23 protein-coding genes and 1 other RNA gene are annotated in these 22,074 nt (G+C 54.3%); 17 read left to right on the top strand and 7 right to left on the bottom strand.

Going from position 1 to position 22,074, the window contains the following annotated elements; all coding sequences use genetic code 11:
• The first annotated feature begins 145 nt into the window (after nt 1-145).
• Complete coding sequence (locus tag VB741_RS05900) at nt 146-1,150, top strand: DUF362 domain-containing protein (RefSeq protein WP_323364224.1); 1,005 nt, start codon at nt 146-148, stop codon at nt 1,148-1,150.
• Nucleotides 1,151-1,316: 166 nt separating this feature from the next.
• Here VB741_RS05900 and VB741_RS05895 read toward each other — a convergent pair whose 3' ends face one another.
• The 3 genes from VB741_RS05895 to rimI form a co-directional block, all read right to left on the bottom strand.
• Nucleotides 1,317-1,730, bottom strand: a complete 414-nt coding sequence (locus VB741_RS05895; RefSeq protein ID WP_323364223.1) for a hypothetical protein — start codon at nt 1,728-1,730, stop codon at nt 1,317-1,319.
• Between the two features lie 357 nt (nt 1,731-2,087).
• Nucleotides 2,088-4,559, bottom strand: a complete 2,472-nt coding sequence (locus tag VB741_RS05890; RefSeq protein WP_323364222.1) for an ATP-dependent Clp protease ATP-binding subunit — start codon at nt 4,557-4,559, stop codon at nt 2,088-2,090.
• A 311-nt stretch (nt 4,560-4,870) separates the two neighbouring features.
• Nucleotides 4,871-5,431 carry a ribosomal protein S18-alanine N-acetyltransferase gene (gene rimI, locus VB741_RS05885; RefSeq protein WP_323364221.1) on the bottom strand — a complete coding sequence of 187 codons (561 nt, stop codon included), beginning with the start codon at nt 5,429-5,431 and terminating at the stop codon, nt 4,871-4,873.
• A 234-nt stretch (nt 5,432-5,665) separates the two neighbouring features.
• Between rimI and lysA the strand changes: the two genes are divergently transcribed.
• From lysA to VB741_RS05860, 5 genes are all read left to right on the top strand, one after another.
• Nucleotides 5,666-7,057 carry a diaminopimelate decarboxylase gene (lysA, locus tag VB741_RS05880; RefSeq protein WP_323364220.1) on the top strand — a complete coding sequence of 464 codons (1,392 nt, stop codon included), beginning with the start codon at nt 5,666-5,668 and terminating at the stop codon, nt 7,055-7,057.
• Nucleotides 7,058-7,529: 472 nt separating this feature from the next.
• Nucleotides 7,530-8,381, top strand: coding sequence for a diadenylate cyclase CdaA (cdaA, locus tag VB741_RS05875; protein ID WP_323364219.1), 852 nt, complete (start codon nt 7,530-7,532; stop codon nt 8,379-8,381).
• 102 nt (nt 8,382-8,483) lie between these two features.
• Nucleotides 8,484-8,864, top strand: a complete 381-nt coding sequence (locus VB741_RS05870) for a helix-turn-helix domain-containing protein (protein ID WP_323364218.1) — start codon at nt 8,484-8,486, stop codon at nt 8,862-8,864.
• Between the two features lie 136 nt (nt 8,865-9,000).
• Entirely contained in the window at nt 9,001-10,278 is a 1,278-nt protein-coding gene (gene hisS, locus VB741_RS05865) for a histidine--tRNA ligase (RefSeq protein WP_442786299.1), read from the top strand.
• 89 nt (nt 10,279-10,367) lie between these two features.
• On the top strand, nt 10,368-10,913 hold the full coding sequence (locus tag VB741_RS05860) for a GNAT family N-acetyltransferase (protein ID WP_323364216.1): 546 nt from the start codon (nt 10,368-10,370) through the stop codon (nt 10,911-10,913).
• Nucleotides 10,914-10,991: 78 nt separating this feature from the next.
• Here the strand turns inward: VB741_RS05860 and VB741_RS05855 are convergent, their stop codons facing one another.
• The 4 genes from VB741_RS05855 to VB741_RS05840 form a co-directional block, all read right to left on the bottom strand.
• A complete protein-coding gene (locus VB741_RS05855; protein ID WP_323364215.1) occupies nt 10,992-11,804 on the bottom strand; it encodes a TPM domain-containing protein in 813 nt (270 codons plus the stop codon).
• 53 nt (nt 11,805-11,857) lie between these two features.
• A complete protein-coding gene (locus tag VB741_RS05850; RefSeq protein ID WP_323364214.1) occupies nt 11,858-12,385 on the bottom strand; it encodes a DUF948 domain-containing protein in 528 nt (175 codons plus the stop codon).
• Nucleotides 12,378-12,710: a YtxH domain-containing protein gene (locus tag VB741_RS05845; RefSeq protein ID WP_323364213.1), complete on the bottom strand. Its 333-nt coding sequence runs from the start codon at nt 12,708-12,710 to the stop codon at nt 12,378-12,380. Before VB741_RS05845 ends, VB741_RS05850 begins: the two co-directional genes overlap by 8 nt.
• 116 nt (nt 12,711-12,826) lie before the next feature.
• Entirely contained in the window at nt 12,827-13,123 is a 297-nt protein-coding gene (locus VB741_RS05840) for a hypothetical protein (RefSeq protein ID WP_323364212.1), read from the bottom strand.
• A gap of 143 nt (nt 13,124-13,266) precedes the next feature.
• Here VB741_RS05840 and VB741_RS05835 point away from each other — a divergent pair, with 143 nt between their 5' ends.
• The 11 genes from VB741_RS05835 (at nt 13,267) to VB741_RS05785 (ending at nt 22,070) form a co-directional block, all read left to right on the top strand.
• Nucleotides 13,267-15,453 carry an S-layer homology domain-containing protein gene (locus VB741_RS05835; protein ID WP_323364211.1) on the top strand — a complete coding sequence of 729 codons (2,187 nt, stop codon included), beginning with the start codon at nt 13,267-13,269 and terminating at the stop codon, nt 15,451-15,453.
• A gap of 124 nt (nt 15,454-15,577) precedes the next feature.
• Nucleotides 15,578-15,910 (top strand): photosystem II reaction center protein Psb28, encoded by a 333-nt coding sequence (gene psb28 / locus VB741_RS05830; protein ID WP_323364210.1) that lies wholly within the window; start codon nt 15,578-15,580, stop codon nt 15,908-15,910.
• A gap of 107 nt (nt 15,911-16,017) precedes the next feature.
• Nucleotides 16,018-16,512 carry a MogA/MoaB family molybdenum cofactor biosynthesis protein gene (locus VB741_RS05825; RefSeq protein WP_323364209.1) on the top strand — a complete coding sequence of 165 codons (495 nt, stop codon included), beginning with the start codon at nt 16,018-16,020 and terminating at the stop codon, nt 16,510-16,512.
• Between the two features lie 134 nt (nt 16,513-16,646).
• Nucleotides 16,647-17,378 carry a hypothetical protein gene (locus tag VB741_RS05820; protein ID WP_323364208.1) on the top strand — a complete coding sequence of 244 codons (732 nt, stop codon included), beginning with the start codon at nt 16,647-16,649 and terminating at the stop codon, nt 17,376-17,378.
• A gap of 125 nt (nt 17,379-17,503) precedes the next feature.
• Nucleotides 17,504-18,199, top strand: coding sequence for a MotA/TolQ/ExbB proton channel family protein (locus tag VB741_RS05815; RefSeq protein ID WP_323364207.1), 696 nt, complete (start codon nt 17,504-17,506; stop codon nt 18,197-18,199).
• Nucleotides 18,200-18,276: 77 nt separating this feature from the next.
• A complete protein-coding gene (locus tag VB741_RS05810) occupies nt 18,277-18,708 on the top strand; it encodes an ExbD/TolR family protein (RefSeq protein ID WP_323364206.1) in 432 nt (143 codons plus the stop codon).
• Nucleotides 18,708-19,121, top strand: coding sequence for an ExbD/TolR family protein (locus tag VB741_RS05805; RefSeq protein ID WP_323364205.1), 414 nt, complete (start codon nt 18,708-18,710; stop codon nt 19,119-19,121). Before VB741_RS05810 ends, VB741_RS05805 begins: the two co-directional genes overlap by 1 nt.
• 203 nt (nt 19,122-19,324) lie before the next feature.
• Nucleotides 19,325-19,612, top strand: a complete 288-nt coding sequence (locus tag VB741_RS05800; RefSeq protein WP_323364204.1) for an STAS domain-containing protein — start codon at nt 19,325-19,327, stop codon at nt 19,610-19,612.
• A 157-nt stretch (nt 19,613-19,769) separates the two neighbouring features.
• Nucleotides 19,770-20,194, top strand: an RNA gene (gene rnpB, locus VB741_RS05795) — RNase P RNA component class A.
• Between the two features lie 49 nt (nt 20,195-20,243).
• On the top strand, nt 20,244-21,017 hold the full coding sequence (rnc, locus tag VB741_RS05790; RefSeq protein ID WP_442786298.1) for a ribonuclease III: 774 nt from the start codon (nt 20,244-20,246) through the stop codon (nt 21,015-21,017).
• A 42-nt stretch (nt 21,018-21,059) separates the two neighbouring features.
• A complete protein-coding gene (locus VB741_RS05785; RefSeq protein ID WP_323364202.1) occupies nt 21,060-22,070 on the top strand; it encodes a Gfo/Idh/MocA family protein in 1,011 nt (336 codons plus the stop codon).
• Nucleotides 22,071-22,074: the final 4 nt, after the last annotated feature.

Raw genomic sequence — 22,074 nt, 5'->3', positions numbered from 1 at the left:
TGACCCTGGGAAAAATCATTCCCAAGGTCAGCCTACAATCTAGAGCCTGCCATTTTATCCCTTCCCTTCCCTCCAATATCTAATTGCACTTTAGAAGCTCCCGACCCACAATGAAGTGTGATACTGGTCATTTTTAAAACTCCCTATGGTTTCCGTTAGTCTGCTCAAAGCCACTACCTACGATGTTGACGTGCTAGAACAGCAGCTGCGTGCCCTACTGCTACCCCTAGGTGGCATGGAAGCCTATGTTAAACCGGGCCAGCGAGTGTTACTCAAACCCAATTTACTCACCGCCGCTCGCCCCACCAAGGAATGCACCACCCGGCCCGAAGTGGTCTACTGTGTTGCCAAGCTCGTTCAGGCAGCAGGTGGCAAACCGTTTTTGGGCGACAGTCCCGCCTTTGGTAGTGCCCTCGGTGTGGCAAAGGCCAACGGTCTATTGCAATGGGCGCAAAAAATTGACCTGCCCATCGTAGAACTCCATGGCAAGCGCTATAACTTGGAGCCGCCAGAGGCGAGCGGCCCTTCTCTGGGCGACCCAGAAAAGGGCGGCAGAGATCGTAATTTTGATCACCTGCTACTGTCCAAAGAAGCTATGGAAGCTGATGTGGTGATTAACCTGCCTAAGGTTAAGTCCCATGTGCAGCTCACCCTCACCCTGGGGGTGAAAAATCTTTTTGGTTGTGTACCGGGAAAAATGAAAGCCTGGTGGCACATGGAAGCGGGCAAAGACTGTCAACGGTTTGCCCAGATGCTAGTGGAAACGGCCCAAGCGATTGATCCAGATCTGACGATTTTAGATGGCATTATTGGTCATGAAGGCAATGGCCCCAGCGGTGGCGAACCCCGGCAGCTGGGTGTCCTGGGGGCCTCATCCAATGTTTTTGCCCTAGACCGGGCCATGGTGGACGTGCTCCGGGTGGACCCGGCCCAGATCCCTACCGTTGCGGCATCCCAACGCTTAGGACTATGCCCCAGTGCCATTGAGTTTGTTCTCCAGTCTCCCGCAGAATTGTGCATCGACGACTGGCAACTGCCGGAAAAGCTCATGCCCATCGACTTTGGCATGCCTCGGGTGATGAAGTCCACATTCAAACATCTGTATATTCGGTTTATCAAAGAACCCATGACCGCCTACGCCCAGCGCTAGGAGTGACATGCCTTGGTGGATGCCTGGTGATATGGTCAGGCTATGGGCCCAAAATCCCCCCAACAACCAATACCTAAAAAGGGTTGGACTACCCAAGCAGTCCAACCCTTTTTTAATGCCATTTTCCAATCAATTGTGTTGTGAACTATGGGCGTAAAGCCAGAGCTTAAAAACCGGACTTACTCGCTCTCATTTCCTTCGCCATTGTCTTAAAGGCCGACATGCTAGGCCCTGGGCGACGACGGGACATGACGGGCTTTGACACATAGTCAGCAAATGTCGGAGTGGGAGGCTCCACCACAGGTGCGGGCCTGTTTGCGGCCGTGGCCAATGCTGTGCGAATTAACTCCTGGGGGTCTGACATAGGGCTAGTGACTGTCGCTGCCGGAGCCGCTGGAGCGGTTACTTCTGCCGCATTGGCTACAGTTTCTTTTGGGGCAGAAGCCTTAGCTGCTGGCTGTGCTTGGGGCGGAGCGATCTTAGCTGCTGGTGTAGCAGGAGGTTCGGGAATAGCGGCTATTTCATCTTCGGAAAGTTCTAAATAGTATCCAGAATTTTTGCCTAAAAGTTTGCCCAGCACTGTACCTATGCTCCTAATCAAACGGAATACGGGTTACTAATTTCAGGAATGTATGCGTCTGCTGCACTCGACAGGGCTAGTTATCCTAAGGATTAGTAACATTCAGTAATAACTTCACTAAAACCATCAGTGAGAATGCTTTGATTGCAACGCTCCCTAACGGTAAAACCATTATCAAAGCTGACGCTGACGGTAAGCAAGGAAGTATTAAGTCTGTTTACAATAGTTAATATAACCAATGTTCTGGTGCATTAGGACATTGGTGCGTGCTGACCAAATTTAGGAACATTAAAAAACTGGCTTCCTAACTAAGTGCTAGGAAGCCAGTTTTAGTGATTGCCTTGTGCCCGTAGGAGGTTAATCGGCTCCCTGGGTAAGCAGTTCACGCTTTTCTTTGGGAGCAATGACGACCTTTCCTTTGTCGTCCACATCGACCACCGCCGCATCTCCATCTTTCAACCGGCTGGATAGGATTTCCTCAGCTAAGGTATCCTCCAACAGTCGCATGATGGCTCGACGTAACGGTCGGGCTCCGTAACTGGGGTTATAGCCCTCTTCCACCAAGCGTTCTTTGAACTTTTCGGTGACTTCGAGGGTAATACCCTGTTCGGTTAACCGGCCAAAGACTTCTTTGAGCAGGATGTCGGAGATTTCCTTCACCTCTGGCTTGGTGAGCTGACGGAAGACGATAATCTCGTCCAAACGGTTTAGGAACTCAGGACGGAAGTATTGCTTCAGTTCTTCGTTCACTAAGGAGCGAATGCGATTGTACTGAGACTCAGCTGCGTCTTCTTCTAATTCGAAGCCGAGACCGCCGCCGCCTTTTTCGATTACTTTAGAACCGATATTCGATGTCAGGATCAGCAGGGTGTTCTTGAAGTCCACCGTACGGCCCTTGGCATCGGTTAGGCGACCATCTTCCAAAATCTGCAACAGCATGTTGAAGACATCGGGATGGGCTTTCTCAATTTCGTCAAATAGGACAACAGTGTAGGGACGACGACGCACCGCTTCGGTGAGCTGGCCGCCTTCGCTATAGCCTACATACCCCGGAGGTGAACCAATCAGTTTGGAAACTGTGTGGCGCTCCATAAATTCGGACATATCAAGCCGAATCATGGCTTCTTCGGAGCCGAAGAAGTAGGAGGCCAGGGTCTTGGTTAGCTCGGTTTTACCGACACCAGTGGGGCCAGAGAAGACAAAGCTGGCAATGGGACGGTTGGGATTTTTCAAACCCACCCGGGCCCGACGTATGGCACGGGAAATGGCTTTCACCGCTTCGTCTTGGCCAATGACACGCTGGTGTAGCGTATCTTCCATTTTGAGCAGCTTATCGGTCTCGGTTTCGGTCAGTTTATTCACCGGTACCCCTGTCCAGGAGGCAACGATGTGGGCAATGTCCTCTTCGGTCACCTCGGGTGACTCAGAATTGCCAGCGACATCATCCGTCCGTTTGCTCTGGGCAATAGCGCGGATTTCGGCCTTGATCTCCATTTCGCGATCGCGCAGTTCCCCAGCCTTATCAAAGTCTTGGGAACGGACGGCGTTGTCCTTATCTTTAAGGACCGCCCGCAGCTCGCGATCTAGCTCCTTGGCAGCGGGGGGCAACTGGGAGTTAATCAACCGCACCCGAGAACCGGCCTCGTCAATCAAGTCGATGGCCTTGTCGGGTAGAAAACGGTCGGAAATATAGCGATCGGCTAACTTAGCCGCCGCCTCTAGGGACTCATCTAAGATTTTGAGCTTGTGGTGCTGTTCATAGCGGTCCCGCAAACCATGGAGAATTTCGATGGTTTCTTCGACACTCGGTTCGCCCACCATAACGGGTTGGAAACGACGCTCTAGGGCGGCATCCCGTTCGATGTGCTTACGATACTCATCCAGGGTGGTGGCACCGATACACTGCAGCTCACCCCTAGCTAGGGCAGGCTTGAGGATATTGGCGGCGTCAATGGCACCTTCGGCCGCACCAGCACCGATGAGGGTATGGACCTCGTCAATCACGAGAATGACATTCGCCGCTGAGCGAATCTCATCCATGATTTTCTTCAGGCGTTCTTCGAACTCACCGCGATATTTGGTACCTGCCACTAGCAGGCCAATATCCAGGGTGACCACTCGTTTTTCTTCGAGAATATCGGGGATATCGTTGTTGGCAATGCGCTGGGCTAACCCTTCTGCGATCGCAGTTTTTCCCACCCCCGGTTCACCGATCAGAACGGGGTTATTCTTAGTCCGGCGACCGAGGATTTGAATCACCCGTTCAATTTCCTTTTGCCGACCCACCACTGGGTCAAGCTTGCCCTCCGCTGCCATCTGGGTCAGATTAGACCCAAATTCATCGAGGGTAGGTGTCTTGGTACGGCCTTGGCCACCGCCGGTAGATACTTCTGCGGTTTCCCCCAGCATGCGAATCACCTGGGTACGGACCTTTGATAGATCCACCCCAAGGTTTTCCAGTACCCGGGCGGCTACGCCTTCGCCTTCGCGAATTAGGCCTAGCAGTAGGTGCTCGGTACCAATATAGTTGTGACCCAGCTGACGGGCCTCTTCCAATGACAGCTCTAGGACCCGCTTAGCACGCGGCGTGAATGGAATCTCTACAGCGACAAACCCGGAACCGCGACCGATAATTTTTTCGACCTCGATCCGAGCATCTTTTAGATTGACCCCCATGGACTTCAGAACTTTGGCGGCGACACCGGTGCCTTCACCGATGAGACCGAGAAGGATTTGCTCAGTCCCCACAAAGTTATGACCCAGTCGGCGGGCCTCTTCCTGGGCGAGCATGATTACCTTAATGGCTTTTTCTGTAAAGCGTTCAAACATGGCGGCTTTTCATCACCTGGCTTGTGCGGAGTTGACCTGATTCTAGCACAGGCATTTTTAGTGAAACTGTGCCGGTATTCACCACTTGCAATGGTTTTCGCAACAGTAATAAAGCGCTACAACAAAATATGAGTGGTCCATCACGGCGAGGTGATGGAATTTTCCTAGGTTTTGTTCGTTACATCCTGTTGCGCCGATTACTGAAGGCCTGGGCTGCGATTAAAGCCTGAAACAGTCCCATCTGGGGTCCATAGCGATGAATTGGGATAATTTGCCAGACTGCTGACCCAGGTCCTGACGGGTATAAATATTTAATACGTATTAGGTTCAAATGTTACATAGGGCAACCATTGGTATCGATATTTACCAAATGTTTCTGTGCACTCTCCTTCGAGCTGTCCCAGATGGTCTTCATAGTCCGATGTCTGCAATTGGCTTCGCCATAAAATCAGGGCATCTTCGCCATCTTGGTAATAGCGTTTGCGTTTACCGGCGGTGCGAAAGCTAAATTTTTCATACAGACTGAGGGCGCGATGGTTAGATGCGCGCACCTCTAGGGTGGCGTGGCTGAGGGCGCGGTGGCGAGCGGATTGGAGTAACTGGGTGAGTAAAAGTTGCCCCAGGCGCTGGCGCTGGTAGTCGGGATGGATGGCCAAGGTGGTGATGTGGGCCTCATCGAGAATGGCCCAGAGGCATCCTAGGCCAATGACCCGATCATTGGCCTGCAGTATGAGCAAATCGCTATTGGGACTGTCGATTTCCCGCCGGTAGCCTGCTTCGGTCCACAGGCCGCCCAGGCAGATGCGGTCGAGTTCCAGTACCTTAGGCAGCAGCAGATCGCTGAGGGCTTGGCAGGTGAGGGTTGTCGTCATGGGCCATGGGAGGACTGGGGGCGGGTTTTCTCTAGATATTGTTTCTAGATATTATTCCGTCAGAAGTTTGGGAATAGGCCCGAATTGTACACTGGAGCTTGCGACCTTAGCGTTATCCCTGTCCCTAGGGTGCAACTGCTCATCAGGTAGTCTGGGATGATGCCTCCCCTGGTAATTCCTGTCAGCCCCTGCCGACCAATCTTCCGCCGACTAAATCTTCTGCCCACTAAATCTATGGTTTCTACAATTCCTTCTCAACAGCCCCAGGCCAAGTCTAGTCGCCAATATTTGGCGGAGGACTTGACAACATCTCCAAATCAGCAGATTTTGCCCCTGAGTGCCCGGGTGAATGGACAGGATCATTTGGAAATCGGGGGCTGTGATGTGCTCGATTTGGTGGAGGAATTTGGTACGCCTCTCTACATATTGGATGAAATTACGTTGCGGACGGCCTGTCAGCAGTATCGCCAGGCCTTTGAGCGCTACTATCCAGGGGATGCCCTGGTGATGTATGCCTCGAAGGCGTGGAACTGTTTGGCGGTGTGTGCGATCGCAACCCAAGAGGGCCTAGCCATTGATGTCGTCTCCGGGGGCGAACTTCTCACCGCCCTCAAGGCCGGCGTCAGCCCAGACCATATTTACTTCCACGGCAATAACAAATCCCACCGCGAACTACACCAGGGGATTCAGGCAGGCTGCCGGATTGTGGTCGATAACTGGCACGAACTCAAAACCCTCAGCACCCTAGTCAGTAACAATGCCCCCGCCACCATTCTGCTGCGGCTCACACCGGGGATTGAGTGCCACACCCACGAATACATTCAAACCGGTCACATCGATAGCAAATTTGGCTTTGACCCCGATCAGCTGGAGGCAGTCTTTACCTACCTGGCCCAGCAGCCTCACCTCACCTGCATCGGTCTCCATGCCCACATCGGCTCCCAAATTTTTGAACTCCAGCCCCACGCAGACTTGGCCTCAGTAATGGTGCATTGGATGGAAGCTGCCAAGCGCCATGGGCTACCCATCAGTGAACTGGATGTGGGCGGTGGCCTGGGCATTCGCTACACCGAAGCCGATGACCCACCGAGCATTACCGCCTGGGTGCAGGTGGTATGTGAGCACATGGTCAAAGCCTGTCAGGTGGCAGATGTGCCCCTGCCCAGGCTAATTTGCGAGCCGGGACGATCCTTAATTGGCAGCGCCTGCGTCACCGCCTACACCGTCGGCAGCCAAAAGACCGTCCCCGGCATTCGCACCTATGTGTCCGTCGATGGGGGCATGTCCGATAACCCCCGTCCCATTACCTATCAGTCGGTCTACCGGGTCTTAGCCGCTGGCCACATGTCCGCCCCCCTGACCGAAACCGTCACCCTCGCAGGCAAACACTGTGAATCTGGGGATGTGGTAATCCATGATGCCCAGCTACCCCTAGTGTCCTCGGGGGACATCGTCGTTATCCCCACCACCGGAGCCTATAACTACAGCATGGCCTCCAACTACAATCGCGTGCCTCGACCAGCGGCGGTGGTGGTGAAAAACAGCCAAGCCTGCTTAATTATTGAGCGGGAAACCGAAACGGACCTCATGCGTTATGACCGCCTCCCGCTCTATCTTGGCAGCTAGAATGAAAGCTGAGAACATAAATCTTGTCCATGCCCAGAATGGTCGTTTTGAGCGTTTGCTCTAGGGCAAACCATCGGTTTTAACTTGGCCGTAGTTGCTCGTTTTGTACCCCAGCGGTGATTCCTAGAAGCGTTAGATAACAACGGCTATGGGTAGTCTTGAGGATAGTTTCTTGTAGTCTCCAGGGTCCGGACCTAGTCCAGTCGCGCTGGTCACATCTCATTCTGTTTATAGTGGGTTAATAAATTGATCTCTGAAAATTGATCTCTGATCTGTGAAATCATTAGAGTTATTAGTAGGGTCTGCTGATTTGGCAGGTTTTACCCCTGTAGATCTTAATTTGAACGACATCCTGAGAGCGGCTGTGGCCCCTCGTAAGGCAATTAGGGAGGTGGTTTTGAGCGCTGCAGCTGGGCGACTAAAACGCTGTGTAGTTAACCCTTGTATTGCAAACCCAGGTTGGGGCTGACATTTGTTAGGTCTGTTTGTCCAAATCATCGACATCACCCTGGTTCTTGTTCTCATCTACCTAATGCTGTTGGTTATTGGCGAACGTCGTAACCTGTGGATGATTCGGGGACTGATTGTACTGATGCTGGCGGCGGTTCTCAGCCACGCGCTGAAGCTACCGCTGCTGGGTTTTGTGCTGACCAATTTATCCTTTGGGGCCGCCGTCGCCATGGCGTTTATGCTCCAGGTAGAAATTCGGCGCTTTTTAGAACTGTTGGGACGGGGGGAAATTGGTCAGCTTTTTTCCTCTAGCAATATCTCCATATCCAGGCCAGACAGTGTGATCGATGAGCTGGTGGATGCGGTCCGTGAACTGTCCCAAAAACGGACGGGAGCCTTAATGATTTTAGAAGTCGGTCCGCCGATTGATGAAAATGATTTTTCAGTCCCCGGTGTGCGCCTCGATGCTGAGCTATCCAAGGAGCTGATCCAAACCATTTTTCAAACCACCACCCTGCTCCATGATGGAGCTATTCTGATTCGGGCCTCTCGCATTGTCGCCGCTGGGGTAATTTTACCAATTTCAGAACGGATGGCATCGCGTCAGTTAGGCACGCGCCATCGGGCGGCCATGGGCATTACGGAGCGCATTGAAAATTGTCTATGCATTGTGGTTTCTGAAGAAACGGGCTCGATTTCGATTGCCCAACGGGGGAGTTTGAATCGTCCCCTCACCAGCAACCGGCTGCGGGAGCTGCTGCAGGAGCAGTTTACGCCGGTGGTGGATAGCGACACCGTCACCCCCAAACTGCTGCATTTGGGGCGTCGAGTCACCGGACTATGGAAATGGACCCGTCAATTAGGGAAGCGTTAGGGTCAATTTAAATAAAAAACCGGCCAAACCCACCCCAGTTTGAAAATGGTTATGATGTAATGAGCACTGAGCATATATACGCAGTGAGCGAGGGGGTATTCCATGTTAGCTAGCCAATCTTCCCAGGAAAAAGAGCAAACGTCTCCTAAAGAGCAAACGTCTCTCCAAGAGCAAACGTCTCCTAAAGAGCAACCGTCTCTCCAAGAACAACCGTCTCTTAAAGAGCAAGCACCTTTATCAGATCGGGAATTGCAAATTGTTGAGCTGGTTGCCGCTGGTTTAACGAACCAAGAAATTTCGGCCCAGTTGGAAATCAGCAAGCGCACCGTTGATAACCACATCAGCAACGTCCTGAACAAAACAGCCACCGGTAACCGGGTGGCCCTGGTGCGCTGGGCGCTGAAGTGGGGCAAGGTGTGCATTGATGATGTCAACTGCTGTGCGTTGCCAGCTATGGGCAGCCAGCAGGAGTTGGCCTCTTAAACTTTGTTCGAACCCTATTCGAACAAAGTTCGACGTCCCTTAGCTGATCCATGGTTTAGTCTAGGGTTTTGCCTATGATTTGGCCCATGAGTTTGATAGTGTGGGCATTGCCCATTTATTTATTTTCTGTTCCCTGATGAGCAATATCCAGGCCCTGCGAGGTACCCGTGACATTCTGCCGGATGAGGCGGTGGTGTGGCAGCATGTGGAAGCGACGGCTCGAGATATTCTTCACCGGGCAGCCTACCGGGAAATTCGACCGCCCATGTTGGAGCAAACAGAACTTTTTGCTCGGGGCATTGGGGAAGCCACCGATGTGGTGGGGAAGGAGATGTACTCCTTTGAGGATCGCGGTGGTCGTTCCATTACCCTGCGGCCTGAAATTACCGCTGGTCTGGTGCGGGCATTTATTGGCAATAAACTGTTTGCCAGTGGTGGGGTGCAGCGGCTGTGGCACACGGGGCCAGCCTTTCGCTATGAGCGTCCCCAAAAGGGTCGGCAGCGGCAGTTTCATCAGTTGGATGTGGAGATTTTGGGCAGCCGCGATCCACGGGCAGATGTGGAGGTGATTGCGATCGCAACCGATATCCTCCAAACCCTGGGTCTCAAATCCCTCAGCCTGGACATTAACTCCGTGGGCAGCGGCGCAGACCGCCAAGCCTATCGCGATGCCCTGATCAACTATCTCACCCCCTACCGGGATGACCTGGACTCAGATTCCCAGGATCGACTCACCCGCAATCCCCTCCGCATCCTCGACAGCAAAGACAGCCGCACTCAAGAAATCATTCAGGACGCCCCCAGCCTACTGGATCACCTCAGTGAGGATTCCCAGGGCCATTTCGATCAGGTGCAACAACAGCTCAGCGCCCTAGGCATCGACTTCACCATCAATCCTCGGTTGGTGCGCGGTCTCGACTACTACACCCACACCGCCTTTGAAATCATGTCAGCGGATCTCGGTGCCCAGGCCACGGTTTGCGGCGGTGGTCGCTACGACGGTCTGGTGCAGCAGTTGGGCGGTCCCGAGGTGCCCGCCATCGGCTTTGCCATTGGCTTAGAACGGCTGACCATTTTGCTTCAGCAGCTCCAAACCACCCCCACCCCCACCCTAGATTTCTACATGGTGTCCCGTGGGGAAAAGGCAGAACCCGTCACCACGGTCTTAGCCCAGCAGCTACGCCATCAGGGCTTTGCCGTCGAGGTTGACCTCAGCGGCAGTGTCTTTGGGAAACAGTTCAAACGGGCCGACCGCAGTGGAGCCATGGCCTGCCTGATTCTTGGCGATGCCGAAGCCGAGGGCGGCACCGTCCAGCTGAAATGGCTCAGTTCTGGCGAGCAGGCAGAACTCTCCCAGGGTGAACTACTCGATATGGCGGACACCCTGAAGGCCAAAATTGCTACCTTACGCTAAGGCTGACGTTGCTTGTGCGGTAGGCGGCCCTTTTCCGGTGGGCCTGCCCACCCTCCCTTTCTCCCTTTTACCGACCATTTTCCTAACAAATGGCCAGATTCGAGGTCACCACCACCTATTTAGAAATGCTGTCTGCGGCGCAGATTATTCCGGCCGCACCCACAGCCCTAACCGTCATGGAATCGAGGATTCCTTGCCCAGAGTTCCAACGGTTTCTCTATACAGCTGTGGGTAGTCCCTGGTATTGGATGGACCGGCTGCGGTGGACCTATCAACAATGGTTGGACTACATCAGCCAGGACACCGTCCGAACTTTTGTCGGCTATGTGGAAGGGTCACCCGCCGGGTACTTTGAACTCTCACAACAGCTTGATAGCAGTGCCAAAATCGAATACTTTGGTCTGTTGCCCCAGTTTATTGGCCAGGGCCATGGGGGGTACCTCCTCACCCAGGCCCTCAACACAGCCTGGAAATTGACTTCAAAACGGGTGTGGGTACACACCAATTCCATCGATGGTCCCCATGCCCTGAGAAACTACCAAGCCCGAGGATTGGTAATTTACGATCAGCAACAGTCCGTGTTTGATCTGCCCAAAAGCCCACCTGGTCCCTGGGCTGGAGCCCGTCGCCCCTAGGCTGAGGTCTGCTTCACCTCAATGCATAGAATCGAATCCCCGATCCAGCCTCCTAACCTGACTCACTGGGCTCACGATCTAGGTTTCTGTGTTGGTCGATGAGTTGACAAACGCCGGACTCAAGAACGCCACCAGGGCCCCAATCAGGAACCCGGCAATGTTACGGGTCAGCGGTACCCAGTCCTGGGTTCTAGTCACCACAGGACCAATGCCAAAGGCAATGAACAACATGCCCCACAGGGGTGAGAAAATCAGCATCCACTGCCAGGAGAATATCTGACCCTCCTTGCGGGGGTGGGCAGCAAACCCGCAGATCACGCCCCCTAGCAGAGAGGTAATCAGGGTGAGAATCCATTGCTCTCTAGGCAGACCGGGCACAACGGAACAACCGCCCCGCTCCAAGCAAGTTTCCAGGGATTCAATGGAGCGCATGATGGACTGATCTTCACCGTTGTCACGGACAAAGAACTGGTTGCCAAAGCGGGTTTGGAGTTCAATCCAAAAGACGCGGGGGAGCAGGGGATAGACCGAATCCCCCACACTAAAGTTGAGAATATTGCCGCCGCGGGGGTCAGCAACCACCATGACGCTCTTATCGTCCAATCCCCAAAAATCTTTGACCGCTCGGCCGGGGGTTTGGTCAAACTGGGTGAGCACGCGCAGCTTCCAACCCGTTTTGGCCTCAAACTCTGGTAGATGTTCGTTGAGATAGTTTTCTTGGGACTGGGTGAGAATTTTGGCTAGATCAATCACCATGGTGGGCTTGTCTGGCAGCAGTTCTGGATTGTTGTACGCGTAGGCCGGTCCGACCCCTGTGGTGAAAGCAATGCAACAAACCAACAAACTTCCCCACAGGGAAGCCTGCAACCAATTGTGAAAGCGTGGGCTCATGATGTTTACACTTGTTTACCTAACTCTAATGTAAAGAAGAATACAGGTTTCCGTCAATCATCAATGGTCATGGATGCATCAGAGCTACGGTCGGACGTCCTATCCTTTGATCCGGGTGGTGATTTTGGGACTGGATTTTTTGAGGCCGGTGGTTTGCTGGATGGTTTGGCGGTTGGTTTAACGGGTGGTTTGCGTGGACGCTTGGCACGGGTTGGGGTCGGTTTAGTCAGGACCCGCCAAGCCGCCCTGAATCCTACGACCACACTGTGGGTGGTGCGGCTAAGTTGGTGGGCCTGTTGGCGCACATCACTGAGGCTGTGATCCACCTGTTTAACAATGTTGCGGGCACTATTGACACTATCGGTCATGTCGTCGGCTAAGCCACTGAGATCTTGGCCCGTATTGCGCATTGCCTGTAGGGTGTGGGGCAGCTCCCGGTCCAGGGTATCAAACAGCTTTTCGGCACTGCGAGCGGCTCGGGCTAGGCCCAATAATGCCGGGATAGATACGCACACCAACAGGGCTAGCCCCAGGGCGAGCAACAAAATGGACAGACCTAACCAGATCACGGGATTAGTCACGCGGGGACGCTGTCTTAGTTTGGGCTGGGGGCCTAGTTTGGAGCAACTCTTCCTGGGTGGCTGCTTGGCCAGCAATTAGGGCCGCTTTGAGTCGATCTAGGGTGCTGTCCCAATTTTGTAGGGTGGCTTGGGAGAGCTTATCGGCGTGGAATTGCACGCTGGTGGCGAGGTCTTCCACTAGATCAGGGACCGCGTCTGCTGATTTTCTGAGCACCTTGCGGGTATGTTTGCCGCTGCGGGGGGCGATCAGCAGGCCGATGACGGTGCCGATAGCGGTGCCGGCTAATAGGCCGCCGATGAAGTTGTCGGAGTTGTCTTGGGACATGGGATGCGGTGGGCAGGCCCACGGTGAGGGGAAGGGGAGAAGGGCGGGTGGGCATGGCCCACCGATTGAGGAAGAAGAGTTCGGGGAGGAAATCTAGGGCCAGCGCATTGGGTTGGCTATAGCCGTCGCCGTCGGCTGAATAGGGCCATGAGCCTGAGGAATTTGGCAATTTGTCTGATGCGCCGTTGCTGCAGTTGCCATTGCAGTTGGATCAGCTGCCACTGCCTGATCTGGGTGCGCTTTTGGGTGAGGGTGAGGGCCTGCTGGGTGAGGGTGTTTTCTAATAGTACTGTCCAACGATTGAGATCTCTATTGAGCTGGGTGACTTGGTGGCTAAACCGCAGCACGTAGGCGGCTAGGATGAGGCAGAGCAGTGCGATCGCAACGTTGACTATGGCAATGGCTATGAGCATGGCGGCGGTTGACTTGGCAGTTGACTTAAATAGATCGAAGCCCTACATCGAAGATAAATTTTTCAGTCAGAATGATCAATCATAGGTGAAGCCGTCTGCGTTTCCCATTACCCTAAGTGGGTCAATCCATTTGCCTAGTTGCCATGGTGCAAGCTCCCGCCCCTGTTTTATACGTCAATCGGGCCAGTGCCCAGGGTACAGGAACGCGTCAGTCGCCGTTCAACACCTTGACCCAGGCCCTAGGCCGGGCCAGCGCCGGTACCACAATACAACTAGAAGCGGGCACCTATGGCCAGGGCGAATCATTTCCCTTAACCCTGGCGTCGGGGGTAACGGTGGTGGGCATTGGGAATGTCACCATTAGCGGTGGGGGCGCACTGGCCACGGAGGATTTTGGTCTCCAGTCGGTGACCCTACAGCTGGCGGATGGCGCCCAGTTGCGCAATGTGACGGTGACCAATCCCCAGGCCCAGGGCATTGGGGTGTGGTTAGACCAGGGCTCGGCCCTCCTGACCCGCTGTCAGGTTAAAAACTGTGGGCGAGACGGTGTTTTCGTCACCGGCGATGCCCTGCCGGTGTTGCTGGCCAATGAATTTTCCGGCAATCAGGCCAGTGGCCTGTTCATGGTGCGCCGTTCTAAGGGGGAGGTGCGGCAAAACCGCTTTACCCAGACTGGCTACGGCATTGCCATTAGCGATCAATCCGCACCGTTACTGATTGACAACCAGGTGTTGGAGAACCGAGCTGGGATTGTCCTATCTCGCTCAGCTAAGCCAGTGCTGCGACAAAATCGTATCCTACGCAATCAGACCATGGGGCTGTGGGTGCAGGATACGGCCCAGCCCGATGTGGGCCAAAGTCAGGACCTGGGGGGTAACGAATTTAAAGACAACGGTCAGTGGGATCTGTGCAACGAGAGTCGTCAGGCCATTACTACGGCGGGCAATGATATCAACCCCAATCGGGCGCAGGGGGCCATTCGCTATGTGGCTAGTGGCCTGCCAGATCCGGTGGCAGTGCCCCCCATGCTGTTGGGGCGAGTCACCCCCACCCCGGCCCCGCCCACCCCGGATGAACCGCCCCCCCCTCCCCTGAACTTAAACAGTCGCTTTCAGGATGTGGTGGGCCATTGGGCCGCCCCCTTCATTGACGCCATGGCCGAGGCTGGCTTTATCAAAGGATTTATTGATGGTTCCTTTAAGCCCGACCTGCTGGTGACGCGGGCTCAGTTTGCCGCCCTAGCCATGGCCACATTTCCGGCTAGCGCTGACAGCAGCAGCAGCCGCTTCCAGCCGTTTCAGGATGTGGCCTCGGGGTTTTGGGCCCGGGGGGTGATCTACCAAGCCCAAGCCCAGGGATTTATTGCCGGATTTCCCGATCAAACCTTTCGCCCCAATGACCCCATGACGCGGGCCCAGGCCTTAGTGGCCCTGCTCAATGGTTTGAAGCTGGGGGAGGGCCAGGCCGCTGAGATTGGCATATATACAGATCGGGCCCAGGTGCCCCCCTATGCAGTGGAGGAGGTGGCCATGGCCACCCGCCGGGGCATTGTGGTGAACTACCCGAATGTGGCAGAGTTGCGACCGATGCAGCCCATTACCCGAGGGGAGACAACGGCGTTGGTCTATCAGTGTTTGGTCACCCTGGGGCGGATGCCGCCCCTGACGTCGCCCTACATTGTGCAGCCCGCTAGGACAGCAGTGAGCAATAGCGTAGCGGCCAGGGGCAATACGACGGCTACCGATGTGCCTGGGACTCATGGGGCCACGGCCCATTGGGCCATGGACTTTTGGCAGTCCCTGGCAACTCAAAATCTGCTGGAAATGGCCACGACCCCCGACGCCCCCATGACTCGGGCCCAGTTTGCCAACCTGGTGGTGCGGGCCTTTGACCCCAAACCCCAGCGCTATCCGGTGGCCTTTCGGGATGTCCCCGCTGCCCATTGGGCTTCGGAGTCGATCCACCGGGCCTACCGGGCCAAGTTTCTCTCCGGCTTTCCCGATTACACCTTTGCTCCAGAGCAATCCATTCTAAAAATCCAGGTGTTGTTGGCCCTAGTGAGTGGCCTCAATCTGACGGCTAAAAACACCGCCGGGGTGCTGACCCGTTATCAAGACCAGTCCCAGGTTCCCCGCTATGCCGTGGAGGCGATCGCAACCGCCACCAAGCTCGGCCTCGTCTTTAACTATCCCCAGCTCGATCAATTGGTCCCGAACCAGGTGGCCACCTGGGGTGAAGTGGCCGCCATGGTTTACCAGGGGTTGGTCTTACGTAAGCAGATGCCGCCCCTAGCGTCGCCCTATCGGGTGGTGGTTTCCGAGAAAACATAGAGCCGGGATCAGGGCAAAGTTTTGCCGATAGTGTTTTAAACAACACCCGGATCATGGGATGATAGAAGCTTAATGCTTCGTTACAAACGAGTTATAAACACTATTTAATCTAGAGGACAGTGCCATGGCAGAAATCCAATTTGCTCGGGGTGTGGCTGAGGAAGTGATTCCAGATGTGCGGCTAACCCGTGCCAAGGATGGTTCCGACGGCACTGCCACATTTTATTTTGAGGAGCCCAAGGCCCTGATGGAAGAAGGGTTTGAGGTGACGGGCCTCTATCTAGTGGACGAAGAAGGCGAAATCATTAGCCGGGAAGTCAATGCCAAGTTTATTAATGGCGCGCCCGCTGCATTAGAGGCCAGACTGCTGATGAAGAGTGTGGCTGAGTGGGATCGATTCATGCGGTTTATGAATCGCTATGCTGAGGAAAATGGCCTTGGCCTGACCAAGAATTGATTTTTAGAGGTGAGGGCTGAATTTTGAGTTGTTTTTCTGCGATCTGATTTCTCGGCAGATGAGTTTTCAGGTACCCTAGCTCACAACTCAAATTCACCACCTTACCTATGGCTTCCCCCCATCCCGATCAGGGTTCACTGTCCGCTACTTGTGGTGTGATTACCGTCAGTGATACGCGTACGGTGGAATCTGATCAGAGCGGACAGTTGATTAAGTCCAAGCTGCGCGGGGCTGGTCATCGGTTAGAGGCTTATCGATTGGTCAAGGATGAACCGGAGCAGATTGCTAGTTTGGTGCAGCGACTGACACCGACGGTGGATGTGATCATTTGCAATGGGGGGACTGGGATTGCGCCCAGGGATACCACCTATGATGCGATCGCAACGCTCCTGGAAAAAGAAATCCCCGGCTTTGGCGAAATTTTCCGACAGCTTAGCTATGCTGAAATTGGCTCCAGGGCCATGGCCTCCAGGGCTACCGCTGGGGTGTATCAATCCACCCTAATATTTTTACTGCCCGGTTCCAGTAATGGGGTGACCTTAGCCATGGACGCCCTGATTTTGCCAGAATTACACCATTTGGTGCGGCAGATTAAAGGCTAAGCCCTGGTCTAAGTCTTGGCGTGGGTTTTGGTGCAGCTTCGTTATGGAGTCTTTATCAGAGTTTTCTACCATCATCCCGGTGTCCCTTAACCCGTCCTTTACCTGGCCCCTAAACCCCACCGTTATAGTGAGTCTTGGTTAACTTTTTTTGTCATTGCCGCATGGTCGCCATCGTTCGAGTGGGGGCAATCCTGGGTCTGGTTTTCCTAGGCAGTTGCTCGCAAAATTTAAATATGTCTCGCATTGAGGCCATCATTCAAAATGACATTGAGCGCCAGGGGCGGCGGCTGTCCCTCAAGTCAGTCATCTGTCCAAACCGAGTGGAGAAGCAGGCCGAGGCTTACTTTCGCTGTGTGGGGGAGCTACCCGACGGAGGACAGTTCACCATCAATGTCATTCAGCAGGATGACCAAGGTACCCTGAGTTGGGATGTGCCAAGCTCTAAGGTGCTGATTAATTTGGCCTCCGTCGAAGAAACTATTCAGGACGAGACTAAGGAAGCCCTAGGTAAGCGTTTGGCCATTGACTGCCGCGATGCCTATCGAGTCAACCAGCGGGGGGAGACATTTGAATGTGATGTGGTGGGGGCCGGAACCGTGGCCGCTGGTCGGGTGGAGTCGGTGATGGTAACGGTAGACAGGGATGGAAACCTGGGATGGCAGGAGGTGTTGATTGCCGCAGGTGGGGCAGTGCCTGACCCGGCAGCGATTGCTCCCCCAGGAACGACGGCAGCAGCTCAGGTCTCATCAACTCCCGCAACGGTGGCTGATGATGTCGCTGAATCTACCCCAAAACCCACCGCTGATTCTACGGCTGGATCTACGGCTGGATCTACGGCTGAAGCAGAGGAAGACGGGGATGATTAAGGCGATCGCCAGTAAGACATTAGGAGCGCACCCGTTAGGCACCAAGCAGTCACCAGTTCAGACATTAGGCCGGTTATTAGGCAGGCTGAATTCACTATCTACCCACGTTTTTGAGGACATAGGCTATGGCAACGGTATTTGACTTTTTGGCCAAGGGAGGGCCGGTGATGGTGCCCATTGTGGGGGCTTCAGTGCTGACTATTTCCTGTGCCCTGGAGCGGACTCGGTTTTGGTCCGACCTGTTGCGCCGGGAGGGCAAAATTGTCAGCGATGTGTTGGCCGCTGCACCTCGAGACTTGAATGAGGCGGCTGCGATCGCAAATCAACATAGCGATACCCCCATTGGCCGTTTCCTCTTTGCCCCCCTACGGTTGCGCAATGCCTCCCCCGAAACCTTCCGCCTCGCCATGGAAACCGCAGCGGATCGAGAATTTGTCAAAATGCGCCAGGGCGAAAAACTGCTGGAGACCATTGTGGCCATTTCACCCCTATTAGGACTGTTGGGAACGGTCACCGGTCTGATTGCCACCTTCTACAGTCTGGATATTGGCGGCAGCGGCGGTGGAGAAGGAGCCAGCAAGGCCGCCGCCGGTATTGGGGAAGCCCTCATTACCACGGCAGCGGGTATGGTGGTCGCTATTTTGGCCCTGTTGGTGCTGCGGGTGCTGGTGTCTCTCCAGAGTCAGCAAGCGGATTACTTTTCCGAAGCGGGCAATGAGTTAGAACTGATCTATCGGCAATACTGGTATGAACCCGCGTTGCAAGCTACCGAAAATGGACATCCTGAAGAAGAACCGTCGGTGTCAAAAACCTACTATTAGGGATGGTCAACCCTCTCCTAGCCCACCCTAGATAACATTCTTCCGTCAGCGCTCAACCCCTTAAAGTACGTCTTTTTATGGCTTTTGGTAAACGCAGTGAAAGCAAAATTCCCACCATTAATCTGGTGCCCATGCTCACGGTGATGATGGGAGTGCTAGCGTTTTTCGTGGTAGTTTCAGTGTCTTTGGGAAGTGAGCAGCTGATTGAGGTGGAGCTGCCACCGGAACAGACGGAGGATGTGCCGCCGGACCAGCTGCCGTCCATTGATGAGATTTTTATTGTGGAAATGGATGCCAATGAGAAAACGTTGCTCAATGGTCAACCCATAGAGTCTGAGCAGCTGGCCCTGGAGATCAGTGAATATCTGGAAAAGAACGCTGATAAAACTGTTTATTTGGTACCGGATCAGACATTGCCCTATGAAAATGTGATGCAGTTTTTGGGGGATATGCGGGCAGTGGGTGGTGATCGGGTTTCGTTAGCGTTAGAGAATGGTGAGGGGGAGTAATGGGGTTGCGATCGCGCCATGAAAGTTCAGGTATCCCCGAGGTGGACCTGGTGCCAATGATGGATGTGTTGATGACGGTCCTCACCTTCTTTGTGATTATCTCCATGGAACTCAGCGGCGTACAGATTTTTGGGGTGAGTTTGCCCCAGGCGGTGTCTGGGGTGGATGAAGAGGTGTTGGAAAAGGCTGAGCCGTTGGTGATTGGTTTGCGGGATGATGGACAGACGGTTTATGAAGATGAAGCCGTGACGATTCCGGCCTTAGCTCCGATTATTCAAGAATATTTTGCGGAGAATCCGGAGGGGTTTGTGCTGCTGAAAGCAGATCGGACGTTGCCCTATGCGGATGTGGCAAAGTTGTTGGCGGATCTGCGGAGTATTGGTGGGAAAAAGGTTTCGTTGGCGGTGGAGTAAGGCAGATTTTGTGTTCAGACATCCATCAGCGGTGCCCTATGCACCATTTATGGACTACGTATTATTAGGTAGAACTCAGTTTTAACTAGCTTTAAGATACTCCGAAACTTCATCTAAAAAAGCAGCCAAATCCGTAGAAAGCCCCTGATTCGCTAGATATATTTCGCTTATCGTAGTAACGTACTGAGTACTTTTTGCTACCCATGAATACCACTTCGGTTACATCCCAAGCAATCATTCGTCTCCCCAGCCGCCTAGACAGCGTCATCTCACCATTTTTTCAACAGGACCTGAAACAAAAGCTGCAGCCTGGGGTCACCCTCATCATCGACATGGCCAAAACTAAATTCATTGAGCCCTCCACCGCAGCTATATTCTGGGAAGGGGTTCTCCAATCCCAGCAAGCAGGCGCCAAGATTGTTGCCAAAGGCATGAATGAACAAGTCAAGCTTGTCCTAGAGCGCTCCGGCCTATTGCCCCATTTGCAATAGCCCCATTAGCCATAGAGTTGAAAAGCTGAGCTCAGCATTGCCCGTTCCCCATATCCCATTGCCCGTTCTCAAACCCAATATCTCAAACCCAATATCTCAAACCCAATATTTAGCTTTGACGTCACACCGCAGCGCCACGATATTATAGTTAGTCGGAAAGAGTTGGTGCTGCGGTTGCGGACGAAGACCTTAGCCTTGCTAAGACCTTAGCTTTGCTAAGACCTTCGTCTGAGGAAAGTCCGGGCTCCTAAAAGGTCAGGCTTGCTGGGTAACGCCCAGTGCGGGTGACCGTGAGGATAGTGCCACAGAAACATACCGCCGATGGGCGGGGCTTGCCCCGCTACAGGTAAGGGTGCAAAGGTGCGGTAAGAGCGCACCAGCAGTATCGAGAGGTACTGGCTCGGTAAACCCCGGCCAGGAGCAAGGTCGCAGGGGTCATGGTTGACCTTTTTCCAGCCCCGCTTTTGGTGTACCGCTAGAGGCGACTGGTAACAGTCGTCCCAGATAGATAACCGCCCGCTCGTGCTCGCCCTAGGTTGACATCGGCGAGAACAGAACCCGGCTTACGGCCGACTCTTTCCACTTTTTTATGCGCATAGGAGGGTGGGCGCTGCCCACCAAACAAGGGGAAATGGTCAGCAGCCAGAAGGCATTGGGTAGTGAACCGTGGACAGCGCAAGATGATCCCCGGCGGCACCAAGAGCTAACGCAGCTCGTAGCAAAGCTAGGCTTAGCCGAGGATGCGCCTGTGCAATGGGCACTGCTGCATCAGGCGCTGGTGGATATTTCTAAATCGGCGGACCGAAATAACGAAATCCTAGAATTTTTGGGGGATGCGGCCCTGCGGCTAGCTGCGGCTGAATTTTTGCAAGAAACCTATCCTCAAATGTCCGTAGGGGATATGGCCGCCGTGCGATCGCAACTGGTCAGCGATCGTACCCTGGCAATTTTGGCCCAGGACTATAACTTTGGCCGCTACCTACAGATCTCCACCAGTGCCGCCGGAGATCGAGCAGGCAAAAGCTCCCGCCTAGCCGATGCCTTTGAAGCAGTCCTGGGGGCACTCTACCTCAGCACCCACGACCTCAGCCTGATTCGCCCTTGGCTGGATATCCGCTTTGAACGCCTCACCCAAACCATCAAGCGGGACCCCGCCCGACAAAACTATAAGGCCGCCCTACAGGAACTCACCCAGGCCCACAGCAAACAGCTACCGGAATACACCGTCTCAGAAATCAGCCAGAACCATGGCGATCCGCAACGGTTTTATGCCCAAGTGCATTATCAGGGCAAACTCTGGGGGGACGGTAAAGGCCCCTCCATCAAACAGGCGGAACAAGGTGCCGCCCAGCAAGCCTATCAGCAGCTAGAACCCATGCTGTCTGAGCACTTGGCCGCTGGTTAATAGAAAACATTAACCAGGAAACATTAACCAGGAAACATTAACATGGGCCAAATTCAACTGGCACTCATGGGGGTGGGCCGTTGGGGCACCCACCTCCTACGCAACTTTTTGGCCCATCCCCAGATTCAGGTGCGGGCGGTGGTGGATCCACAAGCCGAGCAGTTAGCAACCACCGCCGCCAAGTTTGGCCTGGATGACTCCGTCCGGTTGCTGGAGCATTGGGAAGAGGCCCTGGAGATGGAAGGGTTAGAAGCGGTGGCGATCGCCACCCCCGCCACCACCCACCAGGCCATCGTCACCGCTGCCCTGCAGCGACAGTTCCATGTGCTGTGCGAAAAACCCCTCACCCTCACCGCCGCCACATCCGCCAGCCTTTGCCAACTGGCCCAACAGCAAAACCGACAGCTGTTTGTTGACCACACTTACCTTTTCCATCCCGCCATCACCACCGCTAAAGCAAACCTGGAGCGTCTAGGCACTCCCCGCTATGGCTATGCCGCCCGCACCAACCTCGGCCCCGTCCGCCACGATGTCGATGCCCTCTGGGATCTGGCCATTCACGACATCGCCATTTTTAACCACTGGCTCAATGCTTCACCAAACCGCGTCCAAGCCCAGGGGCTGAATTGGCTACCACAGCATTCAGACCGGCCCCTGGCCGATGTGGTGTGGTGTCGGCTCCATTACCCCAGCGGCTTCGAAACGACCATTCATCTGTGCTGGGCAAATCCCCACAAGCAACGGCAATTGTCTGTGGTTTGCGATCGCGGCAGCCTGATTTTTGACGAAATGCAGCCCGACACCCCACTGACGCTACAAATGGGACAATTCGCCCCCAACACATTTCAGCCCCAAGCCCTAACCCCATTAGCCCTGGAAATACCCGAGCAAGAACCCCTGGCCACCATGTGTAACCAATTCATCCACAGCGTCCTCACCAACCAGCCCTCTCCCATCTCCTCAGGCGCCGTCGGCACCACCCTAGTCGCCATCCTAGAGGCCCTCTCCCAATCCCTAGAGCAAGCTGGCACCTGGATTGACCTTACCCCTTAGCCTA

This window comes from Leptothoe sp. PORK10 BA2 (assembly GCF_034932105.1).
Classification (GTDB): domain Bacteria; phylum Cyanobacteriota; class Cyanobacteriia; order Phormidesmidales; family Phormidesmidaceae; genus Leptothoe.
The sequence above is the reverse complement of the archived record's forward strand: the minus strand, read 5'-3'. Positions and strand labels throughout refer to the sequence as shown.

Coding starts and splice junctions, on each gene's coding strand:
- psb28 (WP_323364210.1), top strand. CDS start 15,578: ATGGCAGAAATCCAATTTGCTCGGGGTGTGGCTGAGGAAGTGATTCCA.
- VB741_RS05785 (WP_323364202.1), top strand. CDS start 21,060: ATGGGCCAAATTCAACTGGCACTCATGGGGGTGGGCCGTTGGGGCACC.
- VB741_RS05840 (WP_323364212.1), bottom strand. CDS start 13,123: ATGCTCATAGCCATTGCCATAGTCAACGTTGCGATCGCACTGCTCTGC.
- VB741_RS05835 (WP_323364211.1), top strand. CDS start 13,267: ATGGTGCAAGCTCCCGCCCCTGTTTTATACGTCAATCGGGCCAGTGCC.
- VB741_RS05890 (WP_323364222.1), bottom strand. CDS start 4,559: ATGTTTGAACGCTTTACAGAAAAAGCCATTAAGGTAATCATGCTCGCC.
- rnc (WP_442786298.1), top strand. CDS start 20,244: ATGGTCAGCAGCCAGAAGGCATTGGGTAGTGAACCGTGGACAGCGCAA.
- VB741_RS05825 (WP_323364209.1), top strand. CDS start 16,018: ATGGCTTCCCCCCATCCCGATCAGGGTTCACTGTCCGCTACTTGTGGT.
- VB741_RS05855 (WP_323364215.1), bottom strand. CDS start 11,804: ATGAGCCCACGCTTTCACAATTGGTTGCAGGCTTCCCTGTGGGGAAGT.
- VB741_RS05860 (WP_323364216.1), top strand. CDS start 10,368: ATGGCCAGATTCGAGGTCACCACCACCTATTTAGAAATGCTGTCTGCG.
- VB741_RS05805 (WP_323364205.1), top strand. CDS start 18,708: ATGGGGTTGCGATCGCGCCATGAAAGTTCAGGTATCCCCGAGGTGGAC.
- VB741_RS05815 (WP_323364207.1), top strand. CDS start 17,504: ATGGCAACGGTATTTGACTTTTTGGCCAAGGGAGGGCCGGTGATGGTG.
- lysA (WP_323364220.1), top strand. CDS start 5,666: ATGGTTTCTACAATTCCTTCTCAACAGCCCCAGGCCAAGTCTAGTCGC.
- VB741_RS05900 (WP_323364224.1), top strand. CDS start 146: ATGGTTTCCGTTAGTCTGCTCAAAGCCACTACCTACGATGTTGACGTG.
- VB741_RS05800 (WP_323364204.1), top strand. CDS start 19,325: ATGAATACCACTTCGGTTACATCCCAAGCAATCATTCGTCTCCCCAGC.
- rimI (WP_323364221.1), bottom strand. CDS start 5,431: ATGACGACAACCCTCACCTGCCAAGCCCTCAGCGATCTGCTGCTGCCT.
- VB741_RS05870 (WP_323364218.1), top strand. CDS start 8,484: ATGTTAGCTAGCCAATCTTCCCAGGAAAAAGAGCAAACGTCTCCTAAA.
- hisS (WP_442786299.1), top strand. CDS start 9,001: ATGAGCAATATCCAGGCCCTGCGAGGTACCCGTGACATTCTGCCGGAT.
- VB741_RS05845 (WP_323364213.1), bottom strand. CDS start 12,710: ATGTCCCAAGACAACTCCGACAACTTCATCGGCGGCCTATTAGCCGGC.
- VB741_RS05810 (WP_323364206.1), top strand. CDS start 18,277: ATGGCTTTTGGTAAACGCAGTGAAAGCAAAATTCCCACCATTAATCTG.